Here is a 26,525-nt window from a genome sequence, read left to right on the forward strand (position 1 = left end):
GGGCACGGTGTGCGGGCGCAGTGGCGTTCCGCCGAAGCCGCCTGCGTGACGTGCCCCTCCGGTCGGGGCGAGGGGACCGGGCGATTCGGCCGGACGGTTCGGAAGATCCCGGGAGGTGCCGCCAGGCGACGGGCAGGCGGATGCCTGCTTGAGGTGGCGGATGGCCCGTGATTGAGGGTCAGCCGGCCACGGACCGGAACCGGTCAGGTCAGGTCAGGTCAGGTCAGGTCAGGTCAGGTCAGGTCAGTTGAGACTCCATCGCTGGTTGGATCCACCGTTGCACTGCCAGAGTTCGGCCAGGGCGCCGTTGGCCGTGGAGGCGCCGGTGACGTCGAGGCAGAGTCCGGACTGGATGCCGGTGACGGTGCCGTCGGAGTTCATCTGCCATTGCTGGTTGGCGCCACCGTTGCACGGCCAGGTCACCACCTTGGTGCCGGCGGTGGTCTGGTTGTCGTACGCGTCCAGACACATCTGGCTGCCGCCGCTGTATACGGTCAGCTGGTTGGAGGAGGTGCGTGTCCAGCTCTGGTTGGCGCCGCCGCCGCAGTCCCAGATCTGTAGCTGTGTGCCGGCCGTGGTGGACGAGTTCGGCACGTCGAGGCACTTGCCCGCGCCCACCGCGTGCAGCGCGCCTGTGCCAGTCCCGCCGGTCGAATTGGTGTATCCGGCCGCGGTGATGTTGGCCTGGACCGCGTTCTCGGTGGCGTCCGACGGGTAGCCGGAGGTCATCACGCCCTCGTAGAAGGTGCCTTGGGCGCCCTTGCTGTTGTCGCCGCCGATGCCCAGGATGACGGCACCCTGCTTGCGCATCGGGTTGTAGCCCGCGACGTTGGGACGGGGTCCGTCGTAGAAGGTGGACAGGCCGCCCGACTGCGCGTTGCCCCCGCGGATCGCCCAGTGGTTCGGGCCGCCCTTGACGATGGCGGTCGTGTACCGGTGGCTGATGGTCGGGTCGCCCGCGTTGTAGTGCTGGTTCACCCCGGAGAACAGGCCGTTCTCCAGATCGGCCATGATCCAGGGGCCGTTGCCCGAACCGTAGCCCCACACCTTGATGTTGCCGAAGTAGATGGCCTCCATGGTGCCGTTGCCGTCGTCGTTGCTGTCCGTCTCGGCGTTGCCGTAGTCGAAGCAGCAGCCGCCGTTGTAGTGCGTGCCGTCGAAGATCGCGTACATGCCCTCGGGGTTGTCCCCGGTCGCGATGCCGCTGGTGTGGTTGTTGCGGTACCCCGTGCCGGGCGCCACGAAGACGCCGTAGGCCTTGTGACCTCCCACCGTGGTGGGCGCGGCGGTCGCGTTCGCGAGGTTGTCGGGGCCGCCCGCGGCACCGCCCCCTGGCGCCTGGGTGAGGTTGTTGCCGCGACCGGACTGGTCGTAGACGGTCGCGATGAGACAGGTTGTCCCCGAGCAGAACGCGTCCTGGGCGGCGGCGTCGGCGTATCCGCCCACGCTCAGGACGCCGATGTTCCGGGTGGCGTTGTCCGAGGCACGCCGGACCTGGTAGAGCGGCCCGTTGTACGAGGCGTACAACGCCCGCGTCGTACTGTGCGCCGCCACGCAGGGCGTACCGCCTGCCGCGTAGATGTCGCACGGCCCGGACGTGTCGGCACGGGCCGTACCCGCCGTGGCGGTGGCGCCGGCCAGCGTACCGGCGACGAGCACGGCTGCGGCCCCCGCACGGGCGAACGTTTTCGGCCAGGAGTTGCGGGAGCGCTCCCACGGGCAGACAGGTGCCTGGGCGGGCATATTTACCGGCCTGCCGCGGCGCCGTACCGCAGCGAGCAACCGTTGGACGCCACCGCGCCCGAACAGCCGGTGACGCCTCCTACGTATGGTTCCCATCTGATCTCCCTACCGTGCCGGCGTCACCGAGTCGGGTTTCGCTGGTGCGCCGAGCAAATGCGGAAGCGCTTGAAGGTGCCGTTCTTGCAGTGGGATTGCAGAGAGGTTTCGGGGGGAGACGGTGCTCCCGATTCCGCAGGGCTGTCAAGGGTGCGGAGGCACCTGCTGCCAACCTTGTCGCGGAATCGATTCGACGGCTGATTCCAGCGGTTGGGGACCGATCGGCCGACTCGAACGGTTCCGGGACGGAGCCATGCGGATTGCGGCGTGACCTGCCGCCGTGCGGGCGCGGTGGGTCCCGTGGCCGGCTCCGACGGCCAGGAAATGATCACCGGGTAACTGCCCGTCAGGCCGGTGAGCAGTAACGCAACTGCCGAACCCGCACGACGGAAGGCGGGTTCGGAGGCCACTGGCCGAAGAGGCGGAGACTCGGCCCGCGCTTCCCGCGCCACGTTCACCGCGCGGCCGGCCATTGACCCCGCAATCCACCGGTCGTACCATCTCGTCGAAGCGCTTGCGCGGAATCGATTCGCCGGACACCGTCCGGTATACGTGAGACGGGAACGCGTGCCGGTGCCCGGCAGCCCGACGCCGTTCCCCGCGACTCATGGCACGCGGACGCCTTCGTCCGCCCGGGCCGCCAGGGCACGCAGGCCGGCTGTTTGCACCGCCGGCACCAAGGCGCTCGTACAGCACCATCCGTGACGAGTCCCCCGGGGGTGTCCGCGACGCCGTACCAGCGGCTCATCGCCGCGAACTGAGCACCCTTGCGCCGCACATCCGCAGCGAAACGGCGCCGGTCTCAAGGGGCGACGCGATGAGACGAGACCCGACCGCCCGGCCACGGCTGCCACAGCTCTGCCGACGACGGCGACCGGGCCGCACCGCGTCGGCGCGGGTCCGAGGCGACCACGCCCCCGTGATGGGTGATTTGAGCGCCGTGATGGGTGATTTGAGCGCAAGGGGGCGCAGCCCGCACAGTCCTGACACCCATCTACCCGCAGCGGTACGGGTGCGGTGGGTGCGGGCCGGTGTCCGGAGGCGCCGGGCGCGTCCACGACGCCGGGACCGGGGTGTGCCACCGCCGGTATCTGCCGGTCAGTCAGATCTGTTGCAGCTCCTTCCGGTCGGCGCCGAAGGCCGTCCCGTCCCGCGACGACACCCCGCGCCCGATGGCGAGCCGATGCGGCCGGGGTATCCTTTCGACCGGGGGTAAGTTCTCGGGGAGCTGGATGAACATCGGGGAGATCGCTCGGCGCGCCGGGGTGTCACGCAGCACGGTGTCTTACGCTCTGAGCGGCAAACGCCCCGTCGCGACCAGCACCCGCAGACGTATCCAAGATGTGATCGACGAGTTGGGATATCGCCCCAACGCGACCGCGAGGGCCCTCAAGGAGGGCCGTACCCGGACGATCGGTCTCGTCATCCCGCCCGCCGGCAACAGGCTCACACACATGCAACTGGACTTCGTCGCCAGCGTGGTCGACGCCGCCGCCCGGATCGACCTTGATGTGCTGCTGTCCCCTTCCGGCGGGGATCACGACCGCTCCTTCGAGCGGTTGGTCTCGGAGCGCCGCGTGGACGGTGTCATCCTGATGGAGATCCGCCTGGAGGACGCTCGTGTGGGTCGCCTGCGGGATGCCGGGCTGCCCTTCGTCGGCATCGGGCACACGGCCGGCGACCCGCAGATGTCCTGGATCGACGTCGATTACGCCGGCTTGGTCCAGCACTGCGTGCGGCACCTCGCCGATCTGGGGCACCGCCGCGTGGCTCTGATCACTCGTTCCCCGGAGCTCGTCTCCGCCGGTTACGGTCCGGCGCGAAGGGCCAGAGAGGGTTTCGAGGCCGCCGTGGCGGAACGCGGCCTTGACGGCATCGAAGTGCCTTGCGGGGACGACGCCCGCTCAGGTCAGGAATGTATCGAGGCTCTGCTGCACAGCCTTCCGGACCTCACCGCTGTCACCACCATCAACGAGGCCGCGCTGCCCGGCATCCAGCGCGCGCTGGCGGACACCGGCCTCCGGGTGCCGTACGACTTCTCCATCACCGGAGTGGCGGCCAGGACCTGGGCCGAGGACTTCCGTCCGCCGCTCACGGCAGCGGACGTACCGGCCCTGGAGATGGGCGAGAAAGCCGTTTCCCTGCTGGCGGAACGCATCACCGCGCCGGACACCCCGCCACGGCACATCCTGTTGGCACCCCCCATCACGCTGCGCTCCAGCACAGCCGCCGCACGCACCCGCCGACAGGTCTGAGTCGGCCGCGCGGCGCGCTGAGCCGGGCGGGCCCGGCGATCGCGTCCACAAGACGCCTCCGAAAGACGCCTCCGACGCCCGACCGTTCCACAGGTCGAGTACGGCCGGTCGAGCAGGAGTCGGATGAGACGGCCCCGCTTCCTGTCCTGACGTCGCTGCCGGTCAGAGTGAGCCTGGGACATCGCGGGCAAGACGCACGGCGTCCCGGTCCACCAGCTCCTCGGCGGCCACGTGCGCGACCGGGTGCGCGTGTACGGCTGGGTCGGCGGCGAAACCCCCGAGGCACTGGCCGAGTCGGCGGCCGAGCAGGTCGCCAAGGGCATGACGGCGGTCAAGTTGAACCCTGCGGCCAGTTGGAGCCGCTCGCCACGCCCGCCGCAGACGCGGTCCGGGCCGCCGCCGAACGCGGCCATCGCTGGCGCACCCCGGTCCTGCGCAACGCGGACGGCTCGCTGGCCCCCTGGTAGCCCAGGGGCAGGTCCCGGCGGGACGGCCCCATCACGCGAAGCCCGTGCCCGCCACGTTCCCGGCACCCGACGAGCCGGCGGATCACACGAACCGGACACCAAGCGACCGAGGCCCTGCCCGGCGAGCGCGTCGGCTCACCGGGCCCGTCTGTCGTCACAGGTCGCCGGTGGAGTCGGCTGTCGGGTCAGAACTTCTCGCCGTCAGGCTTCGGGGGATTGCTCGAGCATCGCGAGGGTCAGGACGTTGCCGCCGATGCCCCAGCCGCCGTCGGTGACCTCCTCGACGAGGACCATGGTGTTGGCGCGGGCCCGTTCCCCGTAGATCTCCACGTAGAGCTCGGTGGTGCGGGTGACGATCTTCTCCTTCTGCTTCTCGTCGAGGGTGCCGGCAGGGACCTTGAAGTTGGCGAACGGCATGGTGGTTCTCATTTCTGTGGTGGGTTTGCGGGGTGCTGCCCGCGGTGAGCAGGTGGTCCGACCGGACGGGTGCGGAGTACGGACGGCACAGGCGCCGCGGTCGGTCAGATGATGCCGCCGTTGGCGCGGATGACCTGGCCGTTGACCCAGTGGCCGGCCGGTGAGGCGAGGAAGGCGACGACCTCGGCGATGTCGGCGGGGGTGCCGAGGCGTTCCAGCGGGGGCTGGGCCGCCAGCCGTGCGATGGTCTCCTCGTCCTTGCCCTCGAGGAACAGGTCGGTGGCGGTGGGGCCGGGGGCGACGGCGTTGACGGTGACGTCCCGGCCGCGCAGTTCCCGGGCGAGGATCATGGTGAGCGCCTCGACGGCACCCTTGCTGGCGCTGTAGGCGCCGTAGCCGGGAAAGGCCAGGCCCACCACGGACGTGGAGAAGGTGATCATCGCGCCGCCGCTGCGGATCTTCCGGGCGGTCTGCCGGGCGACGACGAAGCTCCCGCGGATGTTGGTGCGGTGGACCTCGTCCAGCTTCGCCAGGTCCAGGTCGGCGACCGGGGACAGGTACATCCGGCCGGCCGCGTGGACGACCACGTCGACGCCGCCGAACTCGGACTCGGCGGTGTCGAACAGGGCGGCCACCTGCTGCTCGTCGGCGACGTCGGCCTGGACGGCGATGGCCCGGCCGCCGGCGGCGGTGACCTCCTTGACGGCGGCCTCGGCCAGATCACGGTTGCCCGCGTAGCCGACCACGACGGCGTGTCCGTCGGCGGCCAGCCGGTTCACGGTCTCGCGGCCGATGCCGCGGGAGCCTCCCGTGACGAGGGCGACGCGCGGCCGGTGCGGAGGGTGGTTGAGCGCGGAGGGACTCACCGCGGTTTCTTCGGGCGAGGTCGACATGGTGACTCCTGCGAGAGACGCCGGACACGGAATGCCACGACGGGTGGATCGTGATGGGGGCCGCCGGTGTCCCCACCGGCGGCTCCCTGCCTGCCTCTCCAGCGTGGACCGGTGCTGTCGCGCCAGCCAGGGCTGTCTCCACCCAGGGGTTGCCACCCCCTGGCTCAGGGCACCCGGACCGGCGACGATGGGAAGCGTGAACCACTCCGAACTCGCCGCGTTCCTGAAGTCCCGCCGCGCCCGCGTCCGCCCGTCCGACGTCGGCCTGCCCACCGGTCCGCGGCGCCGGGTGCCCGGACTGCGCCGCGAGGAGGTCTCCCAGCTGGCGGGCCTGTCCGCCGACTACTACACGGAGCTGGAACGCGGACGCGGCACCCAGCCCTCGGCTCACGTGCTGGCCGCGCTGGCCAGGGCACTGCGTCTGAACGGCGACGAACGCGACCACCTGTTCCATCTCGCCGGCCGTCGCGTCCCCCCGGCCGCGCACGGCCCGACGGCGCATGTGCAGCCGGCCCTGCTCGGTCTGCTGGACCAGCTCACCACGACTCCCGCCCAGGTCATCACCGACCTGCACGAAACCCTGGTCCAGAACCCTCTGGCTGCCGCGCTCGTCGGCCGGCCCCCGGCGGTGCGCGGCCCCGAAGCAAGCTTCGTCTACCGCTGGTTCACCGACCCCGGCGCCCGGGCCCTCTACCCTGCGGAGGACCACCCCCACCACTCGCGGGTCTTCGTCGCCGACCTCCAGGCGGTCGCCGCACGGCGCGACAGCGACACCGAGGTGCACCAGATGGTGGCCGCGCTACGACGACGCAACCAGGAGTTCGCCGACCTGTGGGACACCCGCGACGTCGGCCTGAGACGGACCGACCACAAACGCATCGTGCACGCCACCCTGGGCGTCATCGAGCTGGACTGCCACAGCCTGTTCAGTGAGGACGGACGCCAGCGTCTGCTGTGGTTCAGCGCCCCACCCGGCACCGAGGGCGCCGCCCAGCTGGAACTTCTCTCCGTGATCGGCACACAGGACATGACTTCCAGCGCTCGGATGTGAATGCCGCGTGGCCGGCCTGCCCGGCCGGTCACGGCGAGCCGAGGCCGGCCGAGCCGATGGTAGGAGTATCGCGGCCACCTTGCGCGGCTGCCTCGGACGTGGTGCGGCGCTACCGTCGATGGCATGGACAGCGACAACCTTCTGGGACAGTTCCTGCGCGCCCGACGCGGCCTTGTGCGGCCCGAGGAGCAGGGCGTGCCCGCGATCGGCCGACGCCGTGTGGCGGGCCTGCGCCGGGAGGAGGTCGCCATGCTGTCCGGACTGAGCACCGACTACTACGTGCGCCTGGAGCAGGGCCGCGAGAGGAACCCCTCGGTGCAGGTGGTCGACGCGCTGGCCCGGGCACTGTTGCTCGACGACGACGCCGCCGCCCATCTGCACCGGCTGGCCCGGCCCGTGCCGGGACATGCGCGCAAGGACAGGAACGTCCGGCGTCAGCGGGTCAGTCCCGTTCTGGTGCAGATGATGAACAGTTGGACCGGCACCCCCGCCGTGATTCTGGGGCGCTGTATGGACGTGCTGGCACACAATCCCCTGGGCGGCGCCCTGTTCGCAGGCCACACCTACAGCGGGGACCTGATGCGGCTGGTCTTCCTCGACCCCGACGCCCGGGACTTCTACCCGGACTGGGACCGGGTCGCGGCCAACACGGTCGGCGGCCTGCGCGAGGCAGCGGGAACCGACTACGACGACCCGCGGATGATCGAGCTGGTGGGCGAGTTGTCGCTCAAGAGTGAAGCGTTCCGTACGTTGTGGTCGCGTCATGACATCCGTCAGAAGAGGCATGAGACCAAACGCTTCCGGCACCCGGTCGTCGGCGAACTCACCCTGGACTACGAGTCCTTGACCATCAACAGCGCGCCGGGCCAGCAACTCGTCGTCTATCAGGCCGAGCCCGGCAGCCCCTCCGCCCACGCACTGTCGCTGCTCGGCAGCCTCACCGCGACGGAGACGGCGCAACACTCCGATTCCGCGCACCAGGACATCGCCACAGGCGACTGAATTCACTCCGGCCGCTCCATTGCCTGGAACTCGCCGCGCGCGTACGCCGTCGCGTCGCACTCAATGCCGTATCTCACCTTCCGCACCAACTGGTCCGGCCTCTCCATGCGCCAGTCGGCCACGCAGATCGACGACTACGCGGACACCGCCGGCGCCCGCCGCAAGAGCAGCCTGGACACCCTCCGAGAGGGGATGCTGCGCGCCCGGACTTCGGTCAGCGGCCCGGGCGCGCAGTCACGTCCTGGTTCTCCGCACCACCGTCAGACGGCGACGAGTTCCATGCCGAAGTAGCCGCCACCCACGGGGTAGGTTTTCGAGCGGTGCCAGCCCGAGGCCGCGAAGAGGGCGTCGAATTCGTCGAGATCGCGTTCCTGGCCGTTGGTCATGGTGAGCATGGTCATATCCGCCCGGGTGGTGAAGTCGGGCTTGCCGATCTCGCCGATGACCAACTCGACGACCAGTGCGCGTCCCCCCTCGTTCACCGCCGACCGGCAGTTCCGCAGGATCTGAGTGCACTGGGTGTCGTCCCAGTCGTGCAGGATCGTCTTCAGGAGGTAGAGGTCCGCGGAAGGGACCGCGGTGAAGAAGTCGCCCGCCACCGCGGTGAAACGTTCGGACAGACCGCGCTTCCCGGCCGCGGCGTGTGCGCTGCCGACGGCGTGGGGCAGGTCGAGTACCTGTCCGCTCAGCCGGGGATCGGCCTCCATCAGCGCCAGGACGAAATCACCGTTCGAACCGCCGACGTCCACCACGGTGGACACACCGGAGGTGGAGAGCGCGGCCACGGCGCCCTGCGTCACCAGGCCGGACAGGTCTCCCATGGCCTGGGCGAAGAGCGCGGCCTCGTCGGCGTTCTCCGGCTGTGCGAAGTACTCGAAAATGTCCGAGCCCAGCGCCTTCTTGGTCTGGGAGGTTCCTTGGCGCACCGCCTCGGGGAAGTGGGCCCAGGACTGCCAGTGCGAGTGTCCTGTCTGCGTCAGGACCAGTGAGCGCAAGGAGCCGGGCACTCCGGACCGCAACAGCCTGCCCCGCCCGGTGAGACCGAACCGGTGCTCCCCTTCATAGCTCAGCAGACCCAACGACGAGGCCGCGCGCATCAGCCGGTACGTCGCCCGCGGATGACTGCCCTCGCGCTCGGCCACCTCCTCGGCCGCCAGGGCGCCGTCGGCGAGATGGTCGACCACGCGCAACGCGGCCAGGGCCCGCAGGATCTGCGCGACGGCGAGGCCGCTCAGCAGGTCGAAAACGGCGGCAGCGTCGGCTGCGGGATCGCTCGGCGCGACGTCGGTACCATGCGTCATCTCAGTCATTGACAGCTCAAAACCTCTCAGCATGCGGAAGGGCGTGGAGACTGTGGAAGCAGGGGCGGGAGTCCCCGACGTCCCACGGCGCGGCGGCTCCCCGGGCGCTACGGCGCTGGACGTCAACTGCCGTCCTTCCGCCTCAGCAGCGGCGTGTCCCGGCCCCCGTGCACTGCGGCACAGTCGCCACCGCTCACCTTAGGGAGACCGCTGCGGTGCACGCTTGTACCGCAGCGCCGCGCCGACAGAACCTCAGCGCCATCGCCTACGGTCCGGCATGGTGAAAGATGAGCCCGCGAACAGCATTGAGACATGGGCGAGTTGGGACGTTGGGGCAATGAGCGACACGGGAAGCGCCGAACCACGGGCCGACGCACCGGGCAGGAACTTCCTCGTGGATGTCACGGCCCCGAGCACCGCGGGAGACGGCTTCGACGTGTTCCGACGCGAGTGGGAGGGACAGGTCGGAGAGGCGCTCCCGCTGCCGCCCCTCGAACCGCTCGGACCCGATGCCTTCCGGATCCGCGTCCGCGCATCCAAGATGCACGACACGGTGATATCGGACGTGTACGGCGAGTCGCTGGCCGGCGGCACCCGGGGCGCCTCCCACCACCTCGACGACCGGGTCCTGGTGCATGTGATGCGGCGTGGCAGATGGCGCTTCGTCGGGCCGCGCGACCGCGGCGAGGCCTCCGTGCCGGCCGGGCAGTTCATCGTGCGGCACAACGGTCCGCCGGCGCGGTTCGAGATGGAGCCGGGTACGACGGCGAGTGTGCTGATCCTGCCGGCCTCGCTGCTCAGTCCGCTGATCGGCGACCGGCCGGTCGTCGGGCCGGCCGACCGTGCCGAACTGCGTCTGCTCATGGCCTGCACCAAGGTGGCCGACGCGACACTGAACGACCTCACCCCGGCCGGTGTGCGGGCCGCCCGCGACTCTCTCGTCGAACTGGTCAAGGGAGCGCTCACGCAGGGGTTCGACGACAAAGAACCCCGGCTGGCGCCCGCACTCACCCAGGCGGCGAAGGACATCGTGGACAGCCGCCTCGCCGATCCCGACCTCTCCCCCGCCGCGCTGGCCCGCGAACTCAACGTATCCGTACGGACGTTGCACAGGGCGTTCGCCGCGGCCGACGAGTCGGTGAGCGCCTTCATCCGCCGCAGGCGGCTGGAACGCGCCCGGCTCGAACTCGCCTCGGCGGGTGCCCGACCGAGCATTTCGGAACTCGCCGCCCACTGGCGGTTCGCCGACAGCAGTCACTTCATCCGGGCCTTCAAGAAGCAGTACGGCCAGACGCCCACCCAGTTCGTCCGGTCGAGGCTCCGCCTGGATGCGTGTCGGGAGCGCGGGACGGTCGCTCCCCCGGCCGACAGGTCCTAGGAGGGCCCTGGGAGGTCCCAGCCTCCGTCAAGGGTCTGGTCTTCTGAAGGCGCCTCGGTCGCCACCCGCGGTTGAACCGGCGCGGGACTTCCGTACGGACCGATCACCGGCGGCCACCGGCGCGGGGCGGCCCGCCGGACCCGGCCGCGAGAGGATCCGCCGGCTCAGGGACGAGTCAGGAACACCCCTGTCCGCGGCGTCCCCCACTGCGCCGCTCCCGTCGTCCATGGCGGTCCCACAGTCGTGCGCGACCAGCGCCCCGGCCACCAGTACGGCCGTCTCGTGCGGCACCCGCGCGCGGAATCTCCCAGCCGCCGTCCGACGGGACCCGCGGCACATCGCAGCCGCTCACCAGGAGGTGGCCGGTTTGCGGAGGCGTCATGCGGCTCCCGGCGCACAAGATGGATATGCACAACGTTTTGCCGCTCTGCGCAGTGCTTTGCCATGGTTTGTCATGAGGTGGTCGCGGCACTCGGGTCATCCTCGAGCGTGCGCCGCTTCGGAGGTGATCACTGCTGTGTGACATGCGCCGGCCTGGCGCATGGGGACCCCGGTACCCGGGTGGAACAGAGGGTGGCCGATGACGACGATCGGTGTGGAAGAGGAGTATCTGCTGCTGGACCCGGTCACGGGCCTGCCGGTTCCGCTGGCGGACAAGGTGCGCGCCTCGGCCGGCCTGGGAGCCTTCGTGACCGACCAGGAGGTGCAGTGCGAGCTGCTGCAGGCCCAGGTCGAGGTGGCCACCCCGGTGTGCGGCACCGTGGAGGAGGTCGGAGGCCATCTGCTGCGGTTGCGGCACGCGCTGGGGGCCGCCGCCGAGACGCACGGCTGCCGGATCGCGACCTGTGCGACACCGCCGCTGCGCCACCGGCACCCGATGGCCGTCACCGACCAGGCACGTTACCGGGCCATGCGCACGCAGGCGCCCCAACTGGTGGCGGAGCAACTCGTCAACGGCATGCACGTGCACGTCGCCGTGCCGAGCCGGGAGGCGGGCGTGCGGGTGATGAACCGGATCCGGGTGTGGCTGCCGACACTGACGGCGATGTCGGCGAACTCCCCGCTGTGGGACGGCCACGACACCGGCTTCGCCAGCTGGCGCACCGTGATCTTCGGCCGCTGGCCGGTCAGCGGTGTGCCGCCGGCCTTCCAGGACGCCGCGGACTACGACCGGCGGGCACGGCGGCTCCTGGACGGCGGTCTGATCTCGGACCTGGGTCAGCTGTACTGGCAGGCCCGCGTCTCGGAGCGGTATCCCACGATCGAGGTGCGGTGCCTGGACGTTCAGCTGCGCGTGGACGACGCGGTGATGTTCGCCGGGATCATCCGAGCCCTGGTGGAGACCGCCCTGGCGGAGGAGGCCGCCGGGGCTCCCGAGCCGGACTGCGCTCCCGAACTGCTGCAGGCGGGCATGTGGCACGCCGCCCGGCACGGTCTGAGCGACGCCCTGATCGGTCCCGGGGGAGACCGCAGCCGCGCCGGCGACCTGGTGGGCGAGCTTTTGCGGCACATCGCCGTCCCGCTCGAGATGGCCGGCGACACCCGGCAGGTCACGGCATTGGTCCACCGGCTCCTCCAGGACGGAACCGGCGCCGACCGCCAGCGCGCCGCGTTCGCCCGGGGCGGACTCAGGGCGGTCACCGACCTGATCAGCTACGAGAGCACCACGCCGTGATCCCGTGATCCCGGCGCCGTGAGGACATCCGGACCTGGGGTACCCGGCCGACCGTAGGCGGGGACCGGCAATCCCCGGCACCACGGTGCCAGAACCACAGCCACCGAACATCCGACGGTGTGGAGGACGGCCATGAGCGAACAGACTCCGTCCCAGGCGGAGGGCGAGCGGCAGCAGACTCCGCGGGACCACGAGACGGACAGCCCCGAGCCTCGTGACGTGCCCAGGACCACCCCTTCGCAGGCGGAGGGCGAGGATGAGGATGAGGATGAGGCCGTGGAGGGCACGGAAGGCATGGAGCGGAGCGCGGTGAGCGAGGAATGGGAGAGCGGCTGGTCCGGTCCGTGAGGGCTGGATGACCGGCTGACGGGGACGGACCGCTCCCAGGCGACACGCAGCAAGGCGGACTACACCCGGGCAAGGCGCCGCCAGGTCAGGCGATGCGCGGCCGCGGTCCGCCTTCCAGCGGCGGTCCGGCCTGCCGTGGTCCGCCTCGCACGACGGACGTCACAGTCCGCCGTGGGTGCGATCCGTCCCAGCCCGTCTGTCTCAGCCCCGCGCCACCACGCGCAGGGTCTCGATCGTGGGATCGGCCGCGTCCGGGATCAGGACGCCGTGCTCGACGCCGCTGCGCAGGTAGTCGAGGACCTCATCGGTGATCACCTCGCCGGGTGCGATCACGGGCACACCCGGCGGGTACGGGCTGATCATCTCGGCGGCGATCCGTCCCGCGGCGCGTTCGGCCGGCACGTGGTCCACCTCGGCGAAGAACGCCTCACGCGGCAGCATGGCCTGCTCCAGCTCCAGGACCGACGGCTCCGGGAGGTGGACCGGCGGTTGGCGTTCGATGGAGTCGGCGTTGTCGACGAGGGCCCGCAGGGCGTCCATCAGGAGTTTCTCGGTCTCGTCGTCGTCGGCGTAGGTGATCGAGGCGCTGATGCGGCAGGTGTCGGAGCCGCCGACGTCCACATGCTGGTGCGCCCGCAGCCACTCGGCGGCCTGCATACCGCTGATCCCCAGTTTCCGGACATCGATGACGAGCTTCAGGGGGTCGAAGGAGGCGGCGAGTCCCTCCTCGACGACCTCCTGGCCCATGGGCCGCAGCCCCGGCAGGTCTCCGGCCGCTGCTCGGATCCGTTCGGCCCGGTGCAGCGCGGTCTCCAGGAGCTCGTGCCCGTGCTGGACCATCTGGCGGCGCCAGCCGTCGAGGGTCGCGTACACCAAGGACGAGGCACTGGTCGTGCCGAGCAGGTCCTCCCGTTGTTTGAGCGCTTCGGGCGAGACCCGGTCGTACTGGAGGTGGAAGACGGAGCTCTGTTCGATGGCGCCGCCCATCTTGTGGACGCTGGTGACCACCAGGTCGGCCTCGGCGTCCATGCCCCACGGGGGCAGGCCGGGGTGGAACGGCAGGTGGGCGCCCCACGCCTCGTCGAGGATGAGAGGGACGCCGAACTCGTGGCAGACCTGTGCCACGCCCCGGACGTCCGCGCAGGTGCCCCATTCGCTGGGCGTGATCAGCAGCATGCCCTTGGCGTCCGGGTGCTCCTGAAGGCGGTGGCGTACGTCGTCGGGCTCCGGCGGGTGGGCGATGTGCCGCTCCCGGTCGAACTTCGGCCGGACCCAGATCGGCTCGACCCCGTTGACGACGACGCCCGCGACCACGGACTTGTGGGCGTTGCGCGACAACAGCAGTTTCTCGCCGGGGCCGGCGACGGCCAGCATGGCGGTCTTCACCGACAGGGAACTGCCGCACGTGGAGAAGAACGCCTGCTCGGCGCCGACCGCGTCGGCCATCAGCTCCTGGGCCTGGTTGAGCATGCCCTGGGACTGGCGGCGGTCGTCCAGCCCGTTGAGGGACAGCACGTCCGAGCGGAACACGTCGAGCCCGATGATCTCCGCCACCCGCGGATCCACTCCGCGGCCCTGCTTGTGCCCCGGCGGGCCGTAGGCCACGTCTCCACGGCGCCGGAACTCCTGCAACGCCTCCAGCACCGGCACCCGCGAATGATCCATCGTTCCTCCAAACTGGCCCTTTCGCACTGAAGAGCGGTTTCCGGGGACGCCCGTACGCCGGTACCCACTGCGCGCACCGCACGATCACCCTGACCCGGACCGCGGTGGACGATCCGGGCTTTCCCAGGGAGAGAGCAGGCCAGGGGGGCGATACGACCCGCCTGCTGCCTACGACATCGACGTACCGCGCTCGGCCCGCGACCCCCGTCCCTCGCGCGCGACAGCGCGCCCCTCGCGCGCGACGGCGCTGGCGGCCAGAGCGAGAAGGAAGCCGACGGCACCGACGATGACGTTGTTCACGACGGTCCTGGTGGTGCTGACGTCCCCGGAGACGACCCAGGGCGCGATGATGGTCCACACGCCCAGGGCGCAGGCGGCCCACGCCATGCTGTGCGTGCGTTCGTAGGCGCGGCCGAAGCCGCCGCTCATCAGCAGCGCGTAGCCGATGCCGACGATGAGATTGTTGACCGCCAGTGCGGACAGGCTGTTGAACCCCGCGATCCACGGGGAGGCCGCCAGGTACACGCCGGTGAGCAAGGCCATGGCCTCGATGGCCTGCGCCACGGGTGTGCTGGTGGCGCGCTCCGCCATCTCGTGACGGTTGCGCATGGCGACGATGTCGGGATGGGTTTCCATCGACGACCTGGGAGAGGTTGTCACTCCCATCACCTCCGGGAAGTTCCGGCCGTATGTGGAGAATTCCGGGTACCCCTCTCGCCCTGCGATCGAACCAACAACGCGCCTGCTCCTTGCTCCCGCTCCTGCTCGACGTCACCGAGCACGAACGACCAGGACAGCTGTGCCGGCTGTGCCGGCTGTACCGGCTGTACCGTCCACGGACTCGGCAATCCCCGGTTGCCGGCACTGATTCACCGCTCGGACGGTCGGGTACCCGGCACATCCACGCGCGGATGAGCCGCGCCGGCGTGACCAGGGAGGCTGCCATGGCCGACACGAGCCCGATCGATCTGCAGAAGGCTCTCAAGGGCGCCGACTACCCCGCCAGCCGCGACGACCTCGTCTCCCTGGCCAGGAACAACGGCGCCGACGACAAGATCGTCGACAAGCTGTCGCACTCCGGGAAGCGGCAGTTCGACGGTCCCAACGAGGTGCAGAAGGCAGTCTTCGGCAACGACTAGCCCGCAGCACCACGAACCTGTTCCATCCCATCGACCCTGATCCATCGGAGGTCCGGCAGGCATGTCCGCGTACGACCGCTCTCGCCCCGGGCGCGCGGGCCGGCCGACCGGCGCCCGCGGCCACCGCCGGCCGCGCCAGGCCGTACGTCGTTGCCGCCTCCGGACAGTCGACGAGGAGGAAGGCCGGCGACGACTGCCCGCCGGCGAGGTCCACGCCTGGGAGCCCGGCATGAACCAGACCGTCTGCGGTCTGTCCCTCAGCCGCTCCCAACTGATCCGCTTCCCGCACGTCACCTGGCCGGACACCTTCCCGGAATCCGGAGGAGCCGCGGACCGGGTACGCCGCCAGTGCCGGCGCTGCGCCTCCGTCGCAGGACGCCGCGGCACCGACGCACGGCCCCGGTGGCACCGCGGCAACCCCCGGCCGTGAGTGCCGCGCGACGGTGCCTGCCGTGCGTGTCCGACACGCCTGTACGACCTGCCTGTCCAACGACGAGGAGGACCGACCGGGCCGGCGGGCCGCGCTTCCGGTCGTTGGCGGCGGGCACCCACCGCACCATGAATCAGAGTCGTCGCCCCCCACTCGCCGACAGCTCGCTCACCCTCCTCGCCAAGGGGTACGCCTGGCTGCCCGACCGTCGGCGCCGTACCGCGAGTCCCGTCGTCCGCACCCGGCTGATGGGGCGACACGCCGTGGCCCTGCACGGGCCGGACGCGGTGCGGTTCTTCTACGACGAACGGCATGTGGAGCGCGGAACGGCGCTCCCCGGGCCCGTGCTGAGCACGCTGTTCGGTCACGGAGCCGTGCACACCCTGGACGGACAGGTCCACCGCGCGCGCAAGGGGATGTTCCTCTCCCTGCTCACCGGGCCGGAGGCGGTCGCCGGGGTGGTCGAGGAGGTCACAGGGGTGTGGGACGAGGCCGTGCCGTCGTGGTCCGGCCGTCCGTCGGTCGTCCTGTTCGACGAGGCAGCCCGGATTCTCACCCAGGGTGTCTGCCGGTGGGCCGGCATCCCCCTCGACGACGCCGACCAGGTGGCCCGGGACCTGGTCGCCATGGTCGACGGCTTCGCCACGCCGGGGCCGCGCCACTGGCGGGCCCGCCGCGCGCGAGCCCGTAGTGAGGCGTGGCTGGGACGCCTGGTCGAGGACGTACGGGAGGGGATCGTCACCGCGCCGGCCGGGTCGGCACTGGACGTGGTGGTCCGGCACCGGGACGGCGACGGCCGGTTCCTCCACCCGCGCACGGCCGCGGTCGAACTGCTCAACGTCATCCGTCCGACCGTCGCGGTGTGCTGGTTCGTCGCCTACGCCGGTCACGCGCTGCACCGCGGGCCCGGCATACGGGCACAGCTGCGCGAGGACGACGCCGCTTACGCCGTGGTCTTCGCCCACGAGCTGCGGCGCTTCTACCCCTTCGCCCCGTTCCTCGGCGGCCGGGCCGTCACCGATCTGGAGTGGCGGGGTGAACCGATCCCGTCCGGCGCGATGGTCCTGCTCGATCTGCACGGGCAGAACCACGACCCCGACCTGTGGGCCGATCCGTACACCTTCGCCCCGCGGCGCTTCCTGGAGCGGCCGCCCCAGCGCGACGAACTCGTTCCGCAGGGCGGCGCCGACCGCGCCACCGGCCACCGCTGCCCCGGGGAGGACATCACGATCGCGCTGCTGCGGGCCCTCGGGCCACGGCTGGCCCAGCTGGAGTACGCCGTGCCGGACCAGGACCTGTCCATCCCGTTGAGCCGCATTCCGGCCCGCGTACGCAGCGGTTTCGTCATCGAGGCGGTTCGGGTACCGGCGTCGGCTGCTCGCGCCCAGCAGGCCCAGCGGGTGGCGGGCTGAGGGCAGGCACCGGAAAGCCGGGGACGGCAGGCCGTGCAGCAGACCCCGGGGCGCGGGTCGCCGTACGGCCTTCTCCCGTACGGCGACCCGCGCGAGCGGGTGCCGGTCAGACGCCCACCGTGCTCCGGGTCACCCGACGGCCGGCCGCCACCGCCGCACCCGCCACCGCCGCGGCGACGGCCGTCCTGCGCACCGCGGTGCGCCGCCGCCCGTGCCAGCCGCCGTGCACGGCTCCCTCACCGGGGGCCGGCACGTGCAGCGTGCCGTGCGTGGCCGGGGCCTCCTCGTCGTGGTCGAGGTGGCTCCGTTCGGTCTGCCGTGCCATGGCCCGTTCCGCGAGTCCCGGCGCCATCCGGGACTGACGTACCAGAGCGCGGCCCGCGGGGCCCACCACCACCTCCCGACGGGGATGGCCGACGAGGCCCACGACCGCCCTGGCCACCCGCTCGGGGCTGTACACCGGGGGCATGGCGACCACCTTGTGCCCGGTGTAGTTGGCCGCCTGTTCGAAGTGCGGGGTGTCGATGGTCGCGGGCATCACCGTGCACACATGGACGTCCTTCACGCCCTCCACCCGCAACTGCTGCCGCAGGCTGGACCCGAGCCCCTGAACCGCGTGCTTCGACATGCTGTACGGGTGGCTGTACGGCTGCGATACGGCGCCCGCGATGGACGAGATGTTGATCAGCGTGCCCGTACCCTGCTCGCGCATCACCCGCAGAGCCGCCCGGGCTCCGTACACGTAGCCCATCACGTTGACGTCCAGGACCTTGCGGAAGTCCTCCAGCGGCACGTCCTCGAAACGCCCGAAGGCGTTGACGGCCGCGTTGTTGACCCAGACGTCGATCCGGCCGAACTCTTCCACCGCGCGCCGCGCCAGGTCCTCGACCGCCCCGACGTCCGTCGTGTCGGTCGGCACGACCAGCGTCCGCGCCCCGCGATGCCTGTCACATTCCTCGGCGGTCGCCTCCAGCGCTTCCTCCCGGCGCGCGGCCAGTACCACGGCACAGCCCTTGCGCGCGAAGGCCTCGGCCGTGGCCCGTCCGATCCCGCTGGACGCTCCGGTCACCACCACGACGTGATTGCGCAGTCCCATCCCGTACCTCCTCTGGTCTGCCCGAGCCGGAGGCTTGGTGTCCGCCTCCGCGGCACACCGGGTACCCCACACCGCCGAGTAACCTCACACGGCGCAGGTCACGGGCTCGTCCGGCGTCGTCCCGGCGCGGATCCGGTGCACCGCATCGCACCGCCGTCGGCTGCCGACCGCTCCGCCGACGGCACCCTGTGCTCGGCGCGGACGACCGTTCCGTCGGCAGAGCGGGCACGGGACGGGCAGGCAACCCGCGCCGGACCGGACACGGACCCCGGACTTCCCTGAGCGCGCTCGGACCGGCGTCTCCTGCCGGCGCCGATACCCGACGAACGACCGCCCTCGCAGGCCTGCGAGCGGCCCTGTTGTGCAATGCGGAATTAAGTGTTGCGGATATGGTGCGGGCCCACGCCCACCTCCTACGTTGCCGTCTCAACAGACCGGTCCTCACCGGGCAAAGCGCCCCCCACCTGCCGGACCACCGTTGTTCCGGCGCGCGGGCCTCGCGAAAGACCGCTCCCCAACTCACCCGGACCCGGCCCACTCGTCCGGCCCGGGGTCTCCAGAACGAACTGAGGAGCTTCCATGAACGCAGGTTCTGTACGCGGTGCGGTGGCAGTCGCAGCCTCCCTGTGCGCGCTGGCCGGCATCAGCGCGTGCGACGTCCAGTCCGACAACTCCACCGCCAAGAGCGGCACGAGTGCCTCCCCTGCGGCGGCCAAGGACCTCAAGGTCGGCTGGTCGACCATCTACCTGACCCCGTCGTGGATGCAGCAGACCCTGAGGATGATGGAAGGCGACGTCACCAAGCTGAAGTCGGCGGGCAAGGTCAGCTCGTTCAAGACCTTGAACGCCAACGGCGACACATCGCAGCAGATCGCGCAGATCCGCGCCATGATCCAGCAGAAGTACGACGTGATCATCGTCGACGCCGGTTCCTCCACGGCGCTGAACCCGGCGCTCGAACAGGCCGTGGCGGCCGGTATCACCGTCGTGGCTTTCGACTCCCTGCCCACCAGCAGGAAGGTCATCAGAGTCGGCACCGACCAGAAGGCATGGGGGTCGATGATGGCCACCTGGCTGGCGGACAAGCTGAAGGGCAAGGGCAACGTCATCGCCATGAACGGCCCGGCCGGTGTGGCCGTCAGCGAGGACCGCTGGGCCGGTGCGGCAGCCGTCTTCAAGAAGTACCCCGACATCAAGATCGTCAGCAACGTGCACAGCGAGTACAACCTCGCCCCCGCCGCCCAGGCCTTCGCCTCCGCCTACTCCGCGCACCCGGACATCGACGGTGTCTTCTCCCAGGGCGGCGCGCTGTCGGCGGCCGCGCTGCAGACACTGGTCAAGCAGGACAAGAAGCTCGTTCCCATCACCGGTGAGAACTACAACGGCTTCCTGAAGATGTGGCAGTCCCACCAGAAGGCCGGCTTCTCGTCCGTCGCCACCGCCCAGCCCAACTACCTCGCGGTCATCGCCCTGGAAGCGGCGGTCGCCAAGCGGGAGGGCGTGTCCGTCCCGCAGGACATCACCGTGCCGCTCCCCGAGATCACCGACAAGAACCTGGCCGACTACGTGAAGCCGGACCAGCCGGACGACTCCTACCCGATCAACGACCTGCCGCAGGCCGAGATCGACAAGCTCATCGGAAAGTGACCATGGCGCCGCTGCTGAGCGTGGAAGAGCTGTCCAAGTCGTTCGCCGGGAACCAGGTGTTGCGGGAGGTGAGCTTCACCGTCGAGCCCGGAGAGGTCCTGGCGCTCGTCGGTGAGAACGGGGCCGGCAAGTCCACCGTGCTCTCCCTCGTCACCGGGTTGCTGGCGCCCGACTCCGGCCGGATCCTCCACGACGGCGCTCCCGTCACCCGGGCGTGGTCTCCCCACCACGCCCGGGCCGCCGGGATCGGCTCCGTCCACCAGGAGCTGAGCCTCAACCCGCACCAGAGCGTCGCGGAGAACATCTTCCTCGGCGCCTGGCCCAGCCGGCACGGGCTGGTACGGGCCCGCGACCTGGCGTCCCGGGCCCTGCCCCTGCTGGAGCGGGTCGGCCTGGACGTGGACCCGCGCACCCGGGCCGGACGCCTGCCGCTCGGCCGCCAGCAACTGGTCGAACTGGCCAAGGCGCTGGCCGGCGGACCGCGCCTGCTGATCCTCGACGAGGCGACCTCGGCACTCGACGAGGAACAGGTCGGTGCCGTCTTCAAGGTCGTGCGGGAACTGCGTGAGAGCGGCGGTGCGGTGATTTTCGTCAGCCACCGGATGGCCGAACTCTTCGCCGTGAGCGACCGGCTGACCGTACTGAAGGACGGGGCGGTGATGGCGACACGGGAACGGGAGCGGACCGACCACGACGACATCGTGCGGCTGATGGTGGGCCGGGAACTCTCGGATCTCTTCCCGGAGAAGGCCACCGTCCCCACCGGTGAGCCTCTGCTCCGGGCCCGCGGCCTCACCGTCGACGGCGCGTGCTCCGCCGTCGACCTGGACCTGGTGCCCGGCCGGATCCTCGGCCTCGGCGGACTGCAGGGCCAGGGCCAGCGCGAGGTGCTGCGCGCCCTGTTCGGCCTGGCCCGCCACACCGGGCAGGTCACGCTCGACGGGCGGCCGGTACGGCTCCCCTCTCCCCGTGACGCGATCCGGCACGGCATCGCCTACGTCCCCGAGGACCGCAAGACCGAGGGGGTCCACACCGCGCGCAGCGTACGCGACAACCTCGCCCTGCCGAGCCTGCGCACTCTGGCCCCGGGGCGCCGTCTCACGACCGTCGACCGAGCCGCCGAGACGAGGTTGGTCGGCGAACTGATCGAGCGGTTGCAGGTCAAAGCCGCGTCTGAGGCGCAGGAGGCCCGCCGCCTGTCGGGCGGCAACCAGCAGAAGGTGGCGCTGGCCAAGTGGCTGCCGACCGGCCCCCGGGTCCTGCTGCTCGCGGAACCCACGCGGGGCATCGACATCGGCACCAAGCGCGAGATCTACCACCTGCTGCGCCGCCTCGCCGATGACGGCCTGGCCGTGCTGGTCACCTCGGGAGACACCATGGAACTGGTCGGCCTCTGCGACGAGGTCGCGGTGCTGTACGAGGGCACGATCGTGGACCGCCTCACAGGCTCGGCCCTGACGGAGGAACGCCTCGTACGGGCATCGGTGATGGGCACAGCCACGGATCTGGCCGCAGAACTGGCTGCGCAACTGCCGCCGGATCCGGACCTGGCCGCGGACCCGAAGCCGGGCCCGAGGCCAGACCCGGACCGGAAGCCAGACCCGGATCCGGACCCAGACCCGGGGCCACGGCCCAGTGAAGAGGCCGAAGGCAGCGCTCCCGCCGATCCCACCGCCACACCCGTCGATCCCAGCGCCCCGGCCGACCCCAGCGCCCCGGCCGACCCCAGCGCCCCGGCCGATGCCGGTGACCGGCCCGAGCCCGGGAGTGTGGCCCATGCGTGAACGGATCACCTCGGCTGCCCGGAGAAACACCGATCTCGTGGGCCTGCTCGTACTTCTGCTGGTGGTGCTGGTGGCTTACCAGCACTACGACACCAGCCTGCTCGACCCCGCCTCCGTCACCATCCTGTCCGCGCAGTTCCTGCCGCTGATCCTGGCCGCCGCGGGGCAGACGACCGTGATGCTGCTCGGGGGGATCGACCTCTCTCTGGGTGCCGTACTCGGGCTCGCCATGGCCGTGTTCGCCACCTACGACGCACACAGCGCGGGCGGCGTCGTGACCGCGGCCGTCGCCGCCCTGTGCGCGGCCGTCGCGGCCGGCGCGGCCAACGGAACACTCGTGGCGTACGCCGGTCTTCCTCCGATCGTCGTGACGCTCGCCGCGTCGTTCCTGTGGAGCGGCGTCACCCTGATCGTCCTGCCGCAGCCCGGGGGGCATGTCCCGGGCGGACTGGTGAACGCGTACAACAACGGCTGGAACGGCCTCGCGGTACCCGCTGTCGCCATCGTCCTCGTGCTCGCCGCGTGGAAAGTGCTGCGCACCACCCGGCACGGACTCGCCCTCTACGCCGTGGGCGGCAACGAACACGGCGCCTACGCCAGCGGACTGCACACCCGCGGCACGAAGATCGCCGGCTACGCGCTGGCGGGCGCGTTCACCGGACTCGCCGGGATCGGGCTGGCCGTGCAGACCGGCTCGGCGGACCCGACCATCGGCACGCCGTACACGCTCAACTCGATCGCCGCGTGCGTACTCGGCGGCATCAGCTTCTTCGGCGGGGTCGGCCGGATGCGCGGCACGGTCCTGGGCGCGCTGGTCATCGGCCTGCTCACCAACCTGCTGCTGTTCACCGGGATCTCGCCCTTCTACCAGCTCATCGTGCAAGGAGTGATCCTCGTGGCGGCGCTCGCCCTGAAGACGTACCTCACGAGGGAGGCCGCCATATGACCGGCGTGACGGACACGATCCGAACCGAAGCGGTCGCCGCGCTGCGCGGCAGCCGCGCGGCCTGGGCGTTCGGCGTCCTCGGCGTCACCTGGATCGCGGCGATCCTGTTCGCGGACGGCTTCGACAGCGTCTCCAACGTCCGCTACCTGGTGCAGACGGCGTCGTTCCTCGGCATCGTCGCGGTCGGCCAGACCCTCGTCGTGATCATGAGCGGTATCGACCTGTCGGTGTCCGGTGTGGTCGCCCTGTCCGCCGTCGTCTGCGCCAAGGTCGCCTCCGGCTCGGGCGGCGGCGCGAGCGGCATCGCGGCGGCCCTGGCGCTGTGCGCGCTGGTGGGCGCCGTGAACGCGGCCGGCGTGGTGTGGCTGCGGGTGCCACCGATGGTGATGACCCTCGCCACCGGCACCATCCTGTCCGGCGCCCTGCTCGTGTACACCGACGGCTCACCCAGTTCGGCCCACCTGCCCCTGCTCGACTCGCTCGCCAACGGCCGGCTGCTGGGGGTGCCCTGGGCGTTCGTCCTGTGGCTGGTCGTCACGGCCGTCGCCGGCTGGCTGCTGCACCTGTCCCGCACCGGCCGCTACGCGTTCGCGCTCGGCGCCGGCGAGAACGCGGCCCGTGCCTCCGGGGTGCCGCTGGGCGCCACGGCGTTCACCGCGTACGTGTCCTGCGCGCTGCTCGCCGGAGTGGCCGGACTGGTACTGCTCGGGTTCACCGGAACCAGCTCGCTGACCATGGGCAACCCGTACCAGCTCCTGTCCATCGCCTCCGTCGTGCTCGGCGGCACCTCCATCCTCGGTGGCCGGGGCCACCTGCTCGGCACGGTCGGCGGTGCCCTGCTGCTCACCCTGCTGACCGCCCTGCTGATCTCCTGGAACCTCTCGGAGGGCGTACGCCAGGTCGTCCTCGGCGTACTGATCATCGGCCTGTTGCTGGTCTATGCGAGGGAGCGCCGGACATGACGTCCCCGACGTCCCAGGACGCGACCGCGGCCGTACGGGATCTCCTGCGCGATCTCGTTCGCATCCCCAGCGTGAACCCCCGGGGTGCGCCGGGCGACGGGGGAGAGACGGCGGTGGCCGTCCACGTGCGGGACTGGCTGGGCCGCCACGGCGTACGGGCCGAGCTGCACGAAGTGCTGCCGGGGCGGTGCAACGTGGTCGCCGTCGTTCCCGGCCGGGACCCGGCGGTGGTGCTCCTCGAATCGCACCTCGACACGGTCGAGACGGACGGTATGACCGTCCCGCCCCACGACGGCGGGGTCCACGGCGGCCGGCTGTACGGTCGGGGTGCCTGCGACGCCAAGGGGCCGCTCGCCGCGTTCATGCTGGCCGCCGCCGAACTCGCCCGTGGCGGGCCGCCGCCGCTCACGGTCGTACTGGCCGGGGTCTGCGACGAGGAACACGCCTACCGGGGTGTCCTGCGCCTGCTCGAATGGCTGGCGGACCGCCGCGTCGTCGGCGCGCTGGTCGGTGAGCCCACCGGGCTGGTGCCGGCCACCGCCCACAAGGGCGTCGTGCGCTACACCGTGCGCACCACGGGCCGGCCCGGACACAGCTCGCGCCCCGAGGAGGCGGTCAACGCGATCTCGCTGATGGCCCCCGTCATCGCCCACCTCGCCGCCACCCGCCCGGCCGTGGCACCGCACCCGCTCCTGGGACCCGCCACCCGTTCGGTCACCCGGGTCCGCGGCGGCACGGGCCCCAACACCATCCCCGGCAGCTGTGAGGTGGACATCGACCGCCGTACGCTGCCCGGCGAGGACCCGGAAGCCGTCTGGCACCAGGACCGCGACGAACTCACCGCCCTCGGCACCGAGGTGGACCCTCCGTTCACCGTCGACCCGGCCCTGGACACTCCGCCCGGCACCCCCGTCGTCACCGCACTGTGCGATGCCCTCGCCGCCCACGGTCGCCCCCACGACATCCAGGGCATGCCCTTCGGCACGGATGCCAGCAAGCTCGCCCGCGCCGGGATGCCGTCGGTGGTGTTCGGCCCCGGCTCGGTGACGGACGCCCACGCCGCGGCCGAATCGGTGGATCTGGCGGAGGTGGGGCTGGCCGCGCGGATCGTGGTGGCCACGGTCCACGAGACGGGCAGGCGGCTCCACCGGAGCGCACCCGACCCGGCGCCCCCGGGGGAGCCTCTCCGAGAGGGCGCCCGCCTGGACATCCCGTCGCAGGGGCGGCGGCCATGCAGTTGACCGAACACGTCCATCTCCTCGCCAGCGGCGCCGCCGGGTTCGATCTCAGCGACCCGCTGGACTGTCATGTCTACCTCGTGCGAGGCAGCCGCCGCAGCGTCCTCGTCGACGCCGGCGGCGGTCGGTCCGCCTCCACCATCCTGCGGAAAGCGGGCAGCACGGGCACCATCCCTGACCACCTCCTGCTCACCCACGGGCACGCCGATCACGCGGGAGGAGCAGCCACCCTCGCCGAGGAACTTCCCGGGCTGCGGGTGCTGGCCGGGGCCGCGGCCGTGCGCTGGATCGCCGAGGGCGACGAGCGGGGACTGAGTGTGGACAAGGGCAAAGCCGCGGGGGTCTATCCTGCCGACTACGCCTTCCGGCCCTGCCCCCGCGTCGAACCCCTCACCGACGGTGCGGAGATCGATCTGGGCGGCGGAGTGGTCGTCCGGGCCGTCGCCACCCCCGGCCATGCCGACGGCCACACCTGCTACCTCCTGCGGACCCCGGCCTACCAGGCACTCTTCTCCGGCGACTGCGTCTTCACCGAGGGACGCATCTCGTTGCAGAATCTGCATGACTGCCGCGTGCCCGCGTACGCGGACAGTCTGATCCGGCTGGCCGCGCTCGACGTCGACGCGCTCTTCCCCGGCCACCACGAGGTCTCACTCGCCCGTGCCGGGAGGCACCTGACCACCGCCCGCGACGCCGTCGCCCGCGGCCTGCTGCCGAGGAGTACGACATGACCGCACCGGTCCGCCGCAACCAGGCCACGTCGCTGCGCCGCGCGCTCACCGTCCTCGAGCACATCCGCGACCACGCCGGATCGGGCCGGGGCATGTCCCTGACGCGGATCGCGGAGGATCTCGGAATCAGCAAGAGCACGGTGCTGCGCCTGACCTCTCCCTTCATGGAGTCCGATCTGCTGGTCCGGGACCGCGAGACCGGCTGGTTCCGGCTCGGCCACGGCACCCTGCGGCTCGGCCAGGCCTACCTCTCCTCGCTCGACCTGCGGACCGTCGCCGCGGAACCGCTCCGGCTGCTCCAGAACATGGTGGGAGAGACCTGTCACCTCGTCGTCTACGAGCCGCCCGACGTCGTCTACATCGACAAGGTCGAGAACGAGACCAACGTCCGCATGGGCTCCCGTATCGGCAGCCGCGTTCCGGCCTACCGGACCGCCGTCGGCAAGGCCATCCTCGCCTGGCTCGGCGAGGAGGCGTTCCGGGTCGTCGTCGCCGCCGGAATGCCCCCGGTCACCGTGCACACGGTCACCGACGCCGAACGGCTGCGCCTCGAACTCGACCGCGTCCGGCGCCGGGGCTACGCGATCGACGACCGGGAGAACGAACCGGAGGTGCGGTGCGTCGCCGCGCCGGTCTTCGATCACACCGACGCGCCGATCGGCGCCCTCAGCGTCTCCGGCCTCACCACCCGGATGACCCCCGCCCGGGTCCGGGAGGTCGGGCCCGTGGTCGTCCGCACCGGCATGGAGATCTCCCATGTCCTCGGCTCGTCCCGCGTACGGGACGGCGGTCAGCAGAAGGCCGCCGACCACTGAGGGCCACCGCGCCGACCGCCCCCTCGGCCCTCAC

Annotated in this window: 23 protein-coding genes and 1 pseudogene; 17 read left to right on the forward strand and 7 right to left on the reverse strand. The window is 71.1% G+C overall.

The annotated features are described in order from the left end of the window. Positions 1-243: 243 nt before the first annotated feature. Entirely contained in the window at positions 244-1,743 is a 1,500-nt protein-coding gene (locus ACIBK3_RS28240; protein ID WP_399370493.1) for an arabinofuranosidase catalytic domain-containing protein, read from the reverse strand. Positions 1,744-3,071: 1,328 nt separating this feature from the next. Here ACIBK3_RS28240 and ACIBK3_RS28245 point away from each other — a divergent pair. Further along, entirely contained in the window at positions 3,072-4,094 is a 1,023-nt protein-coding gene (locus ACIBK3_RS28245) for a LacI family DNA-binding transcriptional regulator (RefSeq protein WP_399370052.1), read from the forward strand. A 668-nt stretch (positions 4,095-4,762) separates the two neighbouring features. On the opposite strand, the gene ACIBK3_RS28250 is transcribed toward ACIBK3_RS28245, so the two are convergent. Next, the gene (locus ACIBK3_RS28250; protein ID WP_030930325.1) at positions 4,763-4,978 is read right to left on the reverse strand and encodes a 4-oxalocrotonate tautomerase family protein; all 216 of its coding nucleotides are present in this window, start codon (positions 4,976-4,978) and stop codon (positions 4,763-4,765) included. Positions 4,979-5,082: 104 nt separating this feature from the next. Continuing rightward, positions 5,083-5,871 (reverse strand): SDR family oxidoreductase, encoded by a 789-nt coding sequence (locus tag ACIBK3_RS28255; RefSeq protein WP_399370054.1) that lies wholly within the window; start codon positions 5,869-5,871, stop codon positions 5,083-5,085. Between the two features lie 196 nt (positions 5,872-6,067). Here ACIBK3_RS28255 and ACIBK3_RS28260 point away from each other — a divergent pair, with 196 nt between their 5' ends. The 3 genes from ACIBK3_RS28260 (at position 6,068) to ACIBK3_RS28270 (ending at position 8,215) form a co-directional block, all read left to right on the forward strand. Then, entirely contained in the window at positions 6,068-6,922 is an 855-nt protein-coding gene (locus tag ACIBK3_RS28260) for a helix-turn-helix transcriptional regulator (RefSeq protein ID WP_399370056.1), read from the forward strand. A 123-nt stretch (positions 6,923-7,045) separates the two neighbouring features. After that, a complete protein-coding gene (locus ACIBK3_RS28265; RefSeq protein ID WP_399370059.1) occupies positions 7,046-7,924 on the forward strand; it encodes a helix-turn-helix domain-containing protein in 879 nt (292 codons plus the stop codon). Between the two features lie 63 nt (positions 7,925-7,987). Next, a complete protein-coding gene (locus ACIBK3_RS28270) occupies positions 7,988-8,215 on the forward strand; it encodes a hypothetical protein (RefSeq protein WP_399370061.1) in 228 nt (75 codons plus the stop codon). Here the strand turns inward: ACIBK3_RS28270 and ACIBK3_RS28275 are convergent. After that, positions 8,185-9,225 (reverse strand): methyltransferase, encoded by a 1,041-nt coding sequence (locus ACIBK3_RS28275; RefSeq protein ID WP_399370063.1) that lies wholly within the window; start codon positions 9,223-9,225, stop codon positions 8,185-8,187. The genes ACIBK3_RS28270 and ACIBK3_RS28275 overlap by 31 nt on opposite strands. 337 nt (positions 9,226-9,562) lie before the next feature. Between ACIBK3_RS28275 and ACIBK3_RS28280 the strand changes: the two genes are divergently transcribed. The 3 genes from ACIBK3_RS28280 to ACIBK3_RS28290 all read left to right on the forward strand — a co-directional run bounded on the left by ACIBK3_RS28280 (position 9,563) and on the right by ACIBK3_RS28290 (position 12,626). Beyond that, positions 9,563-10,603: a helix-turn-helix domain-containing protein gene (locus ACIBK3_RS28280; RefSeq protein ID WP_399370065.1), complete on the forward strand. Its 1,041-nt coding sequence runs from the start codon at positions 9,563-9,565 to the stop codon at positions 10,601-10,603. A 580-nt stretch (positions 10,604-11,183) separates the two neighbouring features. Further along, positions 11,184-12,278, forward strand: a complete 1,095-nt coding sequence (locus tag ACIBK3_RS28285; protein WP_399370068.1) for a glutamate--cysteine ligase — start codon at positions 11,184-11,186, stop codon at positions 12,276-12,278. A gap of 132 nt (positions 12,279-12,410) precedes the next feature. Beyond that, positions 12,411-12,626, forward strand: coding sequence for a hypothetical protein (locus tag ACIBK3_RS28290; RefSeq protein WP_399370070.1), 216 nt, complete (start codon positions 12,411-12,413; stop codon positions 12,624-12,626). Positions 12,627-12,827: 201 nt separating this feature from the next. On the opposite strand, the gene ACIBK3_RS28295 is transcribed toward ACIBK3_RS28290, so the two are convergent. Continuing rightward, positions 12,828-14,291, reverse strand: coding sequence for an aminotransferase class I/II-fold pyridoxal phosphate-dependent enzyme (locus tag ACIBK3_RS28295; RefSeq protein WP_399370072.1), 1,464 nt, complete (start codon positions 14,289-14,291; stop codon positions 12,828-12,830). Between the two features lie 168 nt (positions 14,292-14,459). Next, entirely contained in the window at positions 14,460-14,927 is a 468-nt protein-coding gene (locus ACIBK3_RS28300; protein WP_399370074.1) for an SPW repeat protein, read from the reverse strand. Positions 14,928-15,235: 308 nt separating this feature from the next. On the opposite strand from ACIBK3_RS28300, the gene ACIBK3_RS28305 reads away from it, so the two are divergent. The 3 genes and pseudogenes from ACIBK3_RS28305 (at position 15,236) to ACIBK3_RS28315 (ending at position 17,272) form a co-directional block, all read left to right on the forward strand. Beyond that, positions 15,236-15,430 (forward strand): DUF2795 domain-containing protein, encoded by a 195-nt coding sequence (locus ACIBK3_RS28305; RefSeq protein WP_399370076.1) that lies wholly within the window; start codon positions 15,236-15,238, stop codon positions 15,428-15,430. 131 nt (positions 15,431-15,561) lie between these two features. Next, a pseudogene (locus ACIBK3_RS28310) lies at positions 15,562-15,860 on the forward strand (hypothetical protein); the annotation flags it as partial. 128 nt (positions 15,861-15,988) lie between these two features. Beyond that, positions 15,989-17,272, forward strand: a complete 1,284-nt coding sequence (locus tag ACIBK3_RS28315) for a cytochrome P450 (RefSeq protein ID WP_399370078.1) — start codon at positions 15,989-15,991, stop codon at positions 17,270-17,272. A gap of 106 nt (positions 17,273-17,378) precedes the next feature. Here ACIBK3_RS28315 and ACIBK3_RS28320 read toward each other — a convergent pair whose 3' ends face one another. Continuing rightward, complete coding sequence (locus ACIBK3_RS28320; RefSeq protein ID WP_399370080.1) at positions 17,379-18,368, reverse strand: SDR family oxidoreductase; 990 nt, start codon at positions 18,366-18,368, stop codon at positions 17,379-17,381. A 579-nt stretch (positions 18,369-18,947) separates the two neighbouring features. Between ACIBK3_RS28320 and ACIBK3_RS28325 the strand changes: the two genes are divergently transcribed. Genes ACIBK3_RS28325 through ACIBK3_RS28355 form a run of 7 tightly spaced genes read left to right on the forward strand, consistent with a single transcriptional unit; the run spans position 18,948 to position 26,491 of the window. Next, positions 18,948-20,015, forward strand: a complete 1,068-nt coding sequence (locus ACIBK3_RS28325) for an ABC transporter substrate-binding protein (protein WP_399370082.1) — start codon at positions 18,948-18,950, stop codon at positions 20,013-20,015. A 2-nt stretch (positions 20,016-20,017) separates the two neighbouring features. Next, complete coding sequence (locus ACIBK3_RS28330; RefSeq protein ID WP_399370084.1) at positions 20,018-21,799, forward strand: sugar ABC transporter ATP-binding protein; 1,782 nt, start codon at positions 20,018-20,020, stop codon at positions 21,797-21,799. Beyond that, positions 21,792-22,745, forward strand: a complete 954-nt coding sequence (locus ACIBK3_RS28335) for an ABC transporter permease (RefSeq protein WP_399370086.1) — start codon at positions 21,792-21,794, stop codon at positions 22,743-22,745. Before ACIBK3_RS28330 ends, ACIBK3_RS28335 begins: the two co-directional genes overlap by 8 nt. Continuing rightward, positions 22,742-23,707, forward strand: coding sequence for an ABC transporter permease (locus ACIBK3_RS28340; RefSeq protein WP_399370088.1), 966 nt, complete (start codon positions 22,742-22,744; stop codon positions 23,705-23,707). Before ACIBK3_RS28335 ends, ACIBK3_RS28340 begins: the two co-directional genes overlap by 4 nt. Then, a complete protein-coding gene (locus ACIBK3_RS28345) occupies positions 23,704-24,948 on the forward strand; it encodes a M20 family metallopeptidase (protein WP_399370090.1) in 1,245 nt (414 codons plus the stop codon). The genes ACIBK3_RS28340 and ACIBK3_RS28345 overlap by 4 nt, the downstream gene beginning before the upstream one ends. Next, a complete protein-coding gene (locus tag ACIBK3_RS28350) occupies positions 24,939-25,676 on the forward strand; it encodes an MBL fold metallo-hydrolase (protein ID WP_399370092.1) in 738 nt (245 codons plus the stop codon). The genes ACIBK3_RS28345 and ACIBK3_RS28350 overlap by 10 nt, the downstream gene beginning before the upstream one ends. Continuing rightward, positions 25,673-26,491, forward strand: coding sequence for an IclR family transcriptional regulator (locus tag ACIBK3_RS28355; protein WP_399370094.1), 819 nt, complete (start codon positions 25,673-25,675; stop codon positions 26,489-26,491). The genes ACIBK3_RS28350 and ACIBK3_RS28355 overlap by 4 nt, the downstream gene beginning before the upstream one ends. Positions 26,492-26,525: the final 34 nt, after the last annotated feature.

This window comes from Streptomyces sp. NPDC050287 (assembly GCF_044459385.1).
GTDB lineage: Bacteria > Actinomycetota > Actinomycetes > Streptomycetales > Streptomycetaceae > Streptomyces.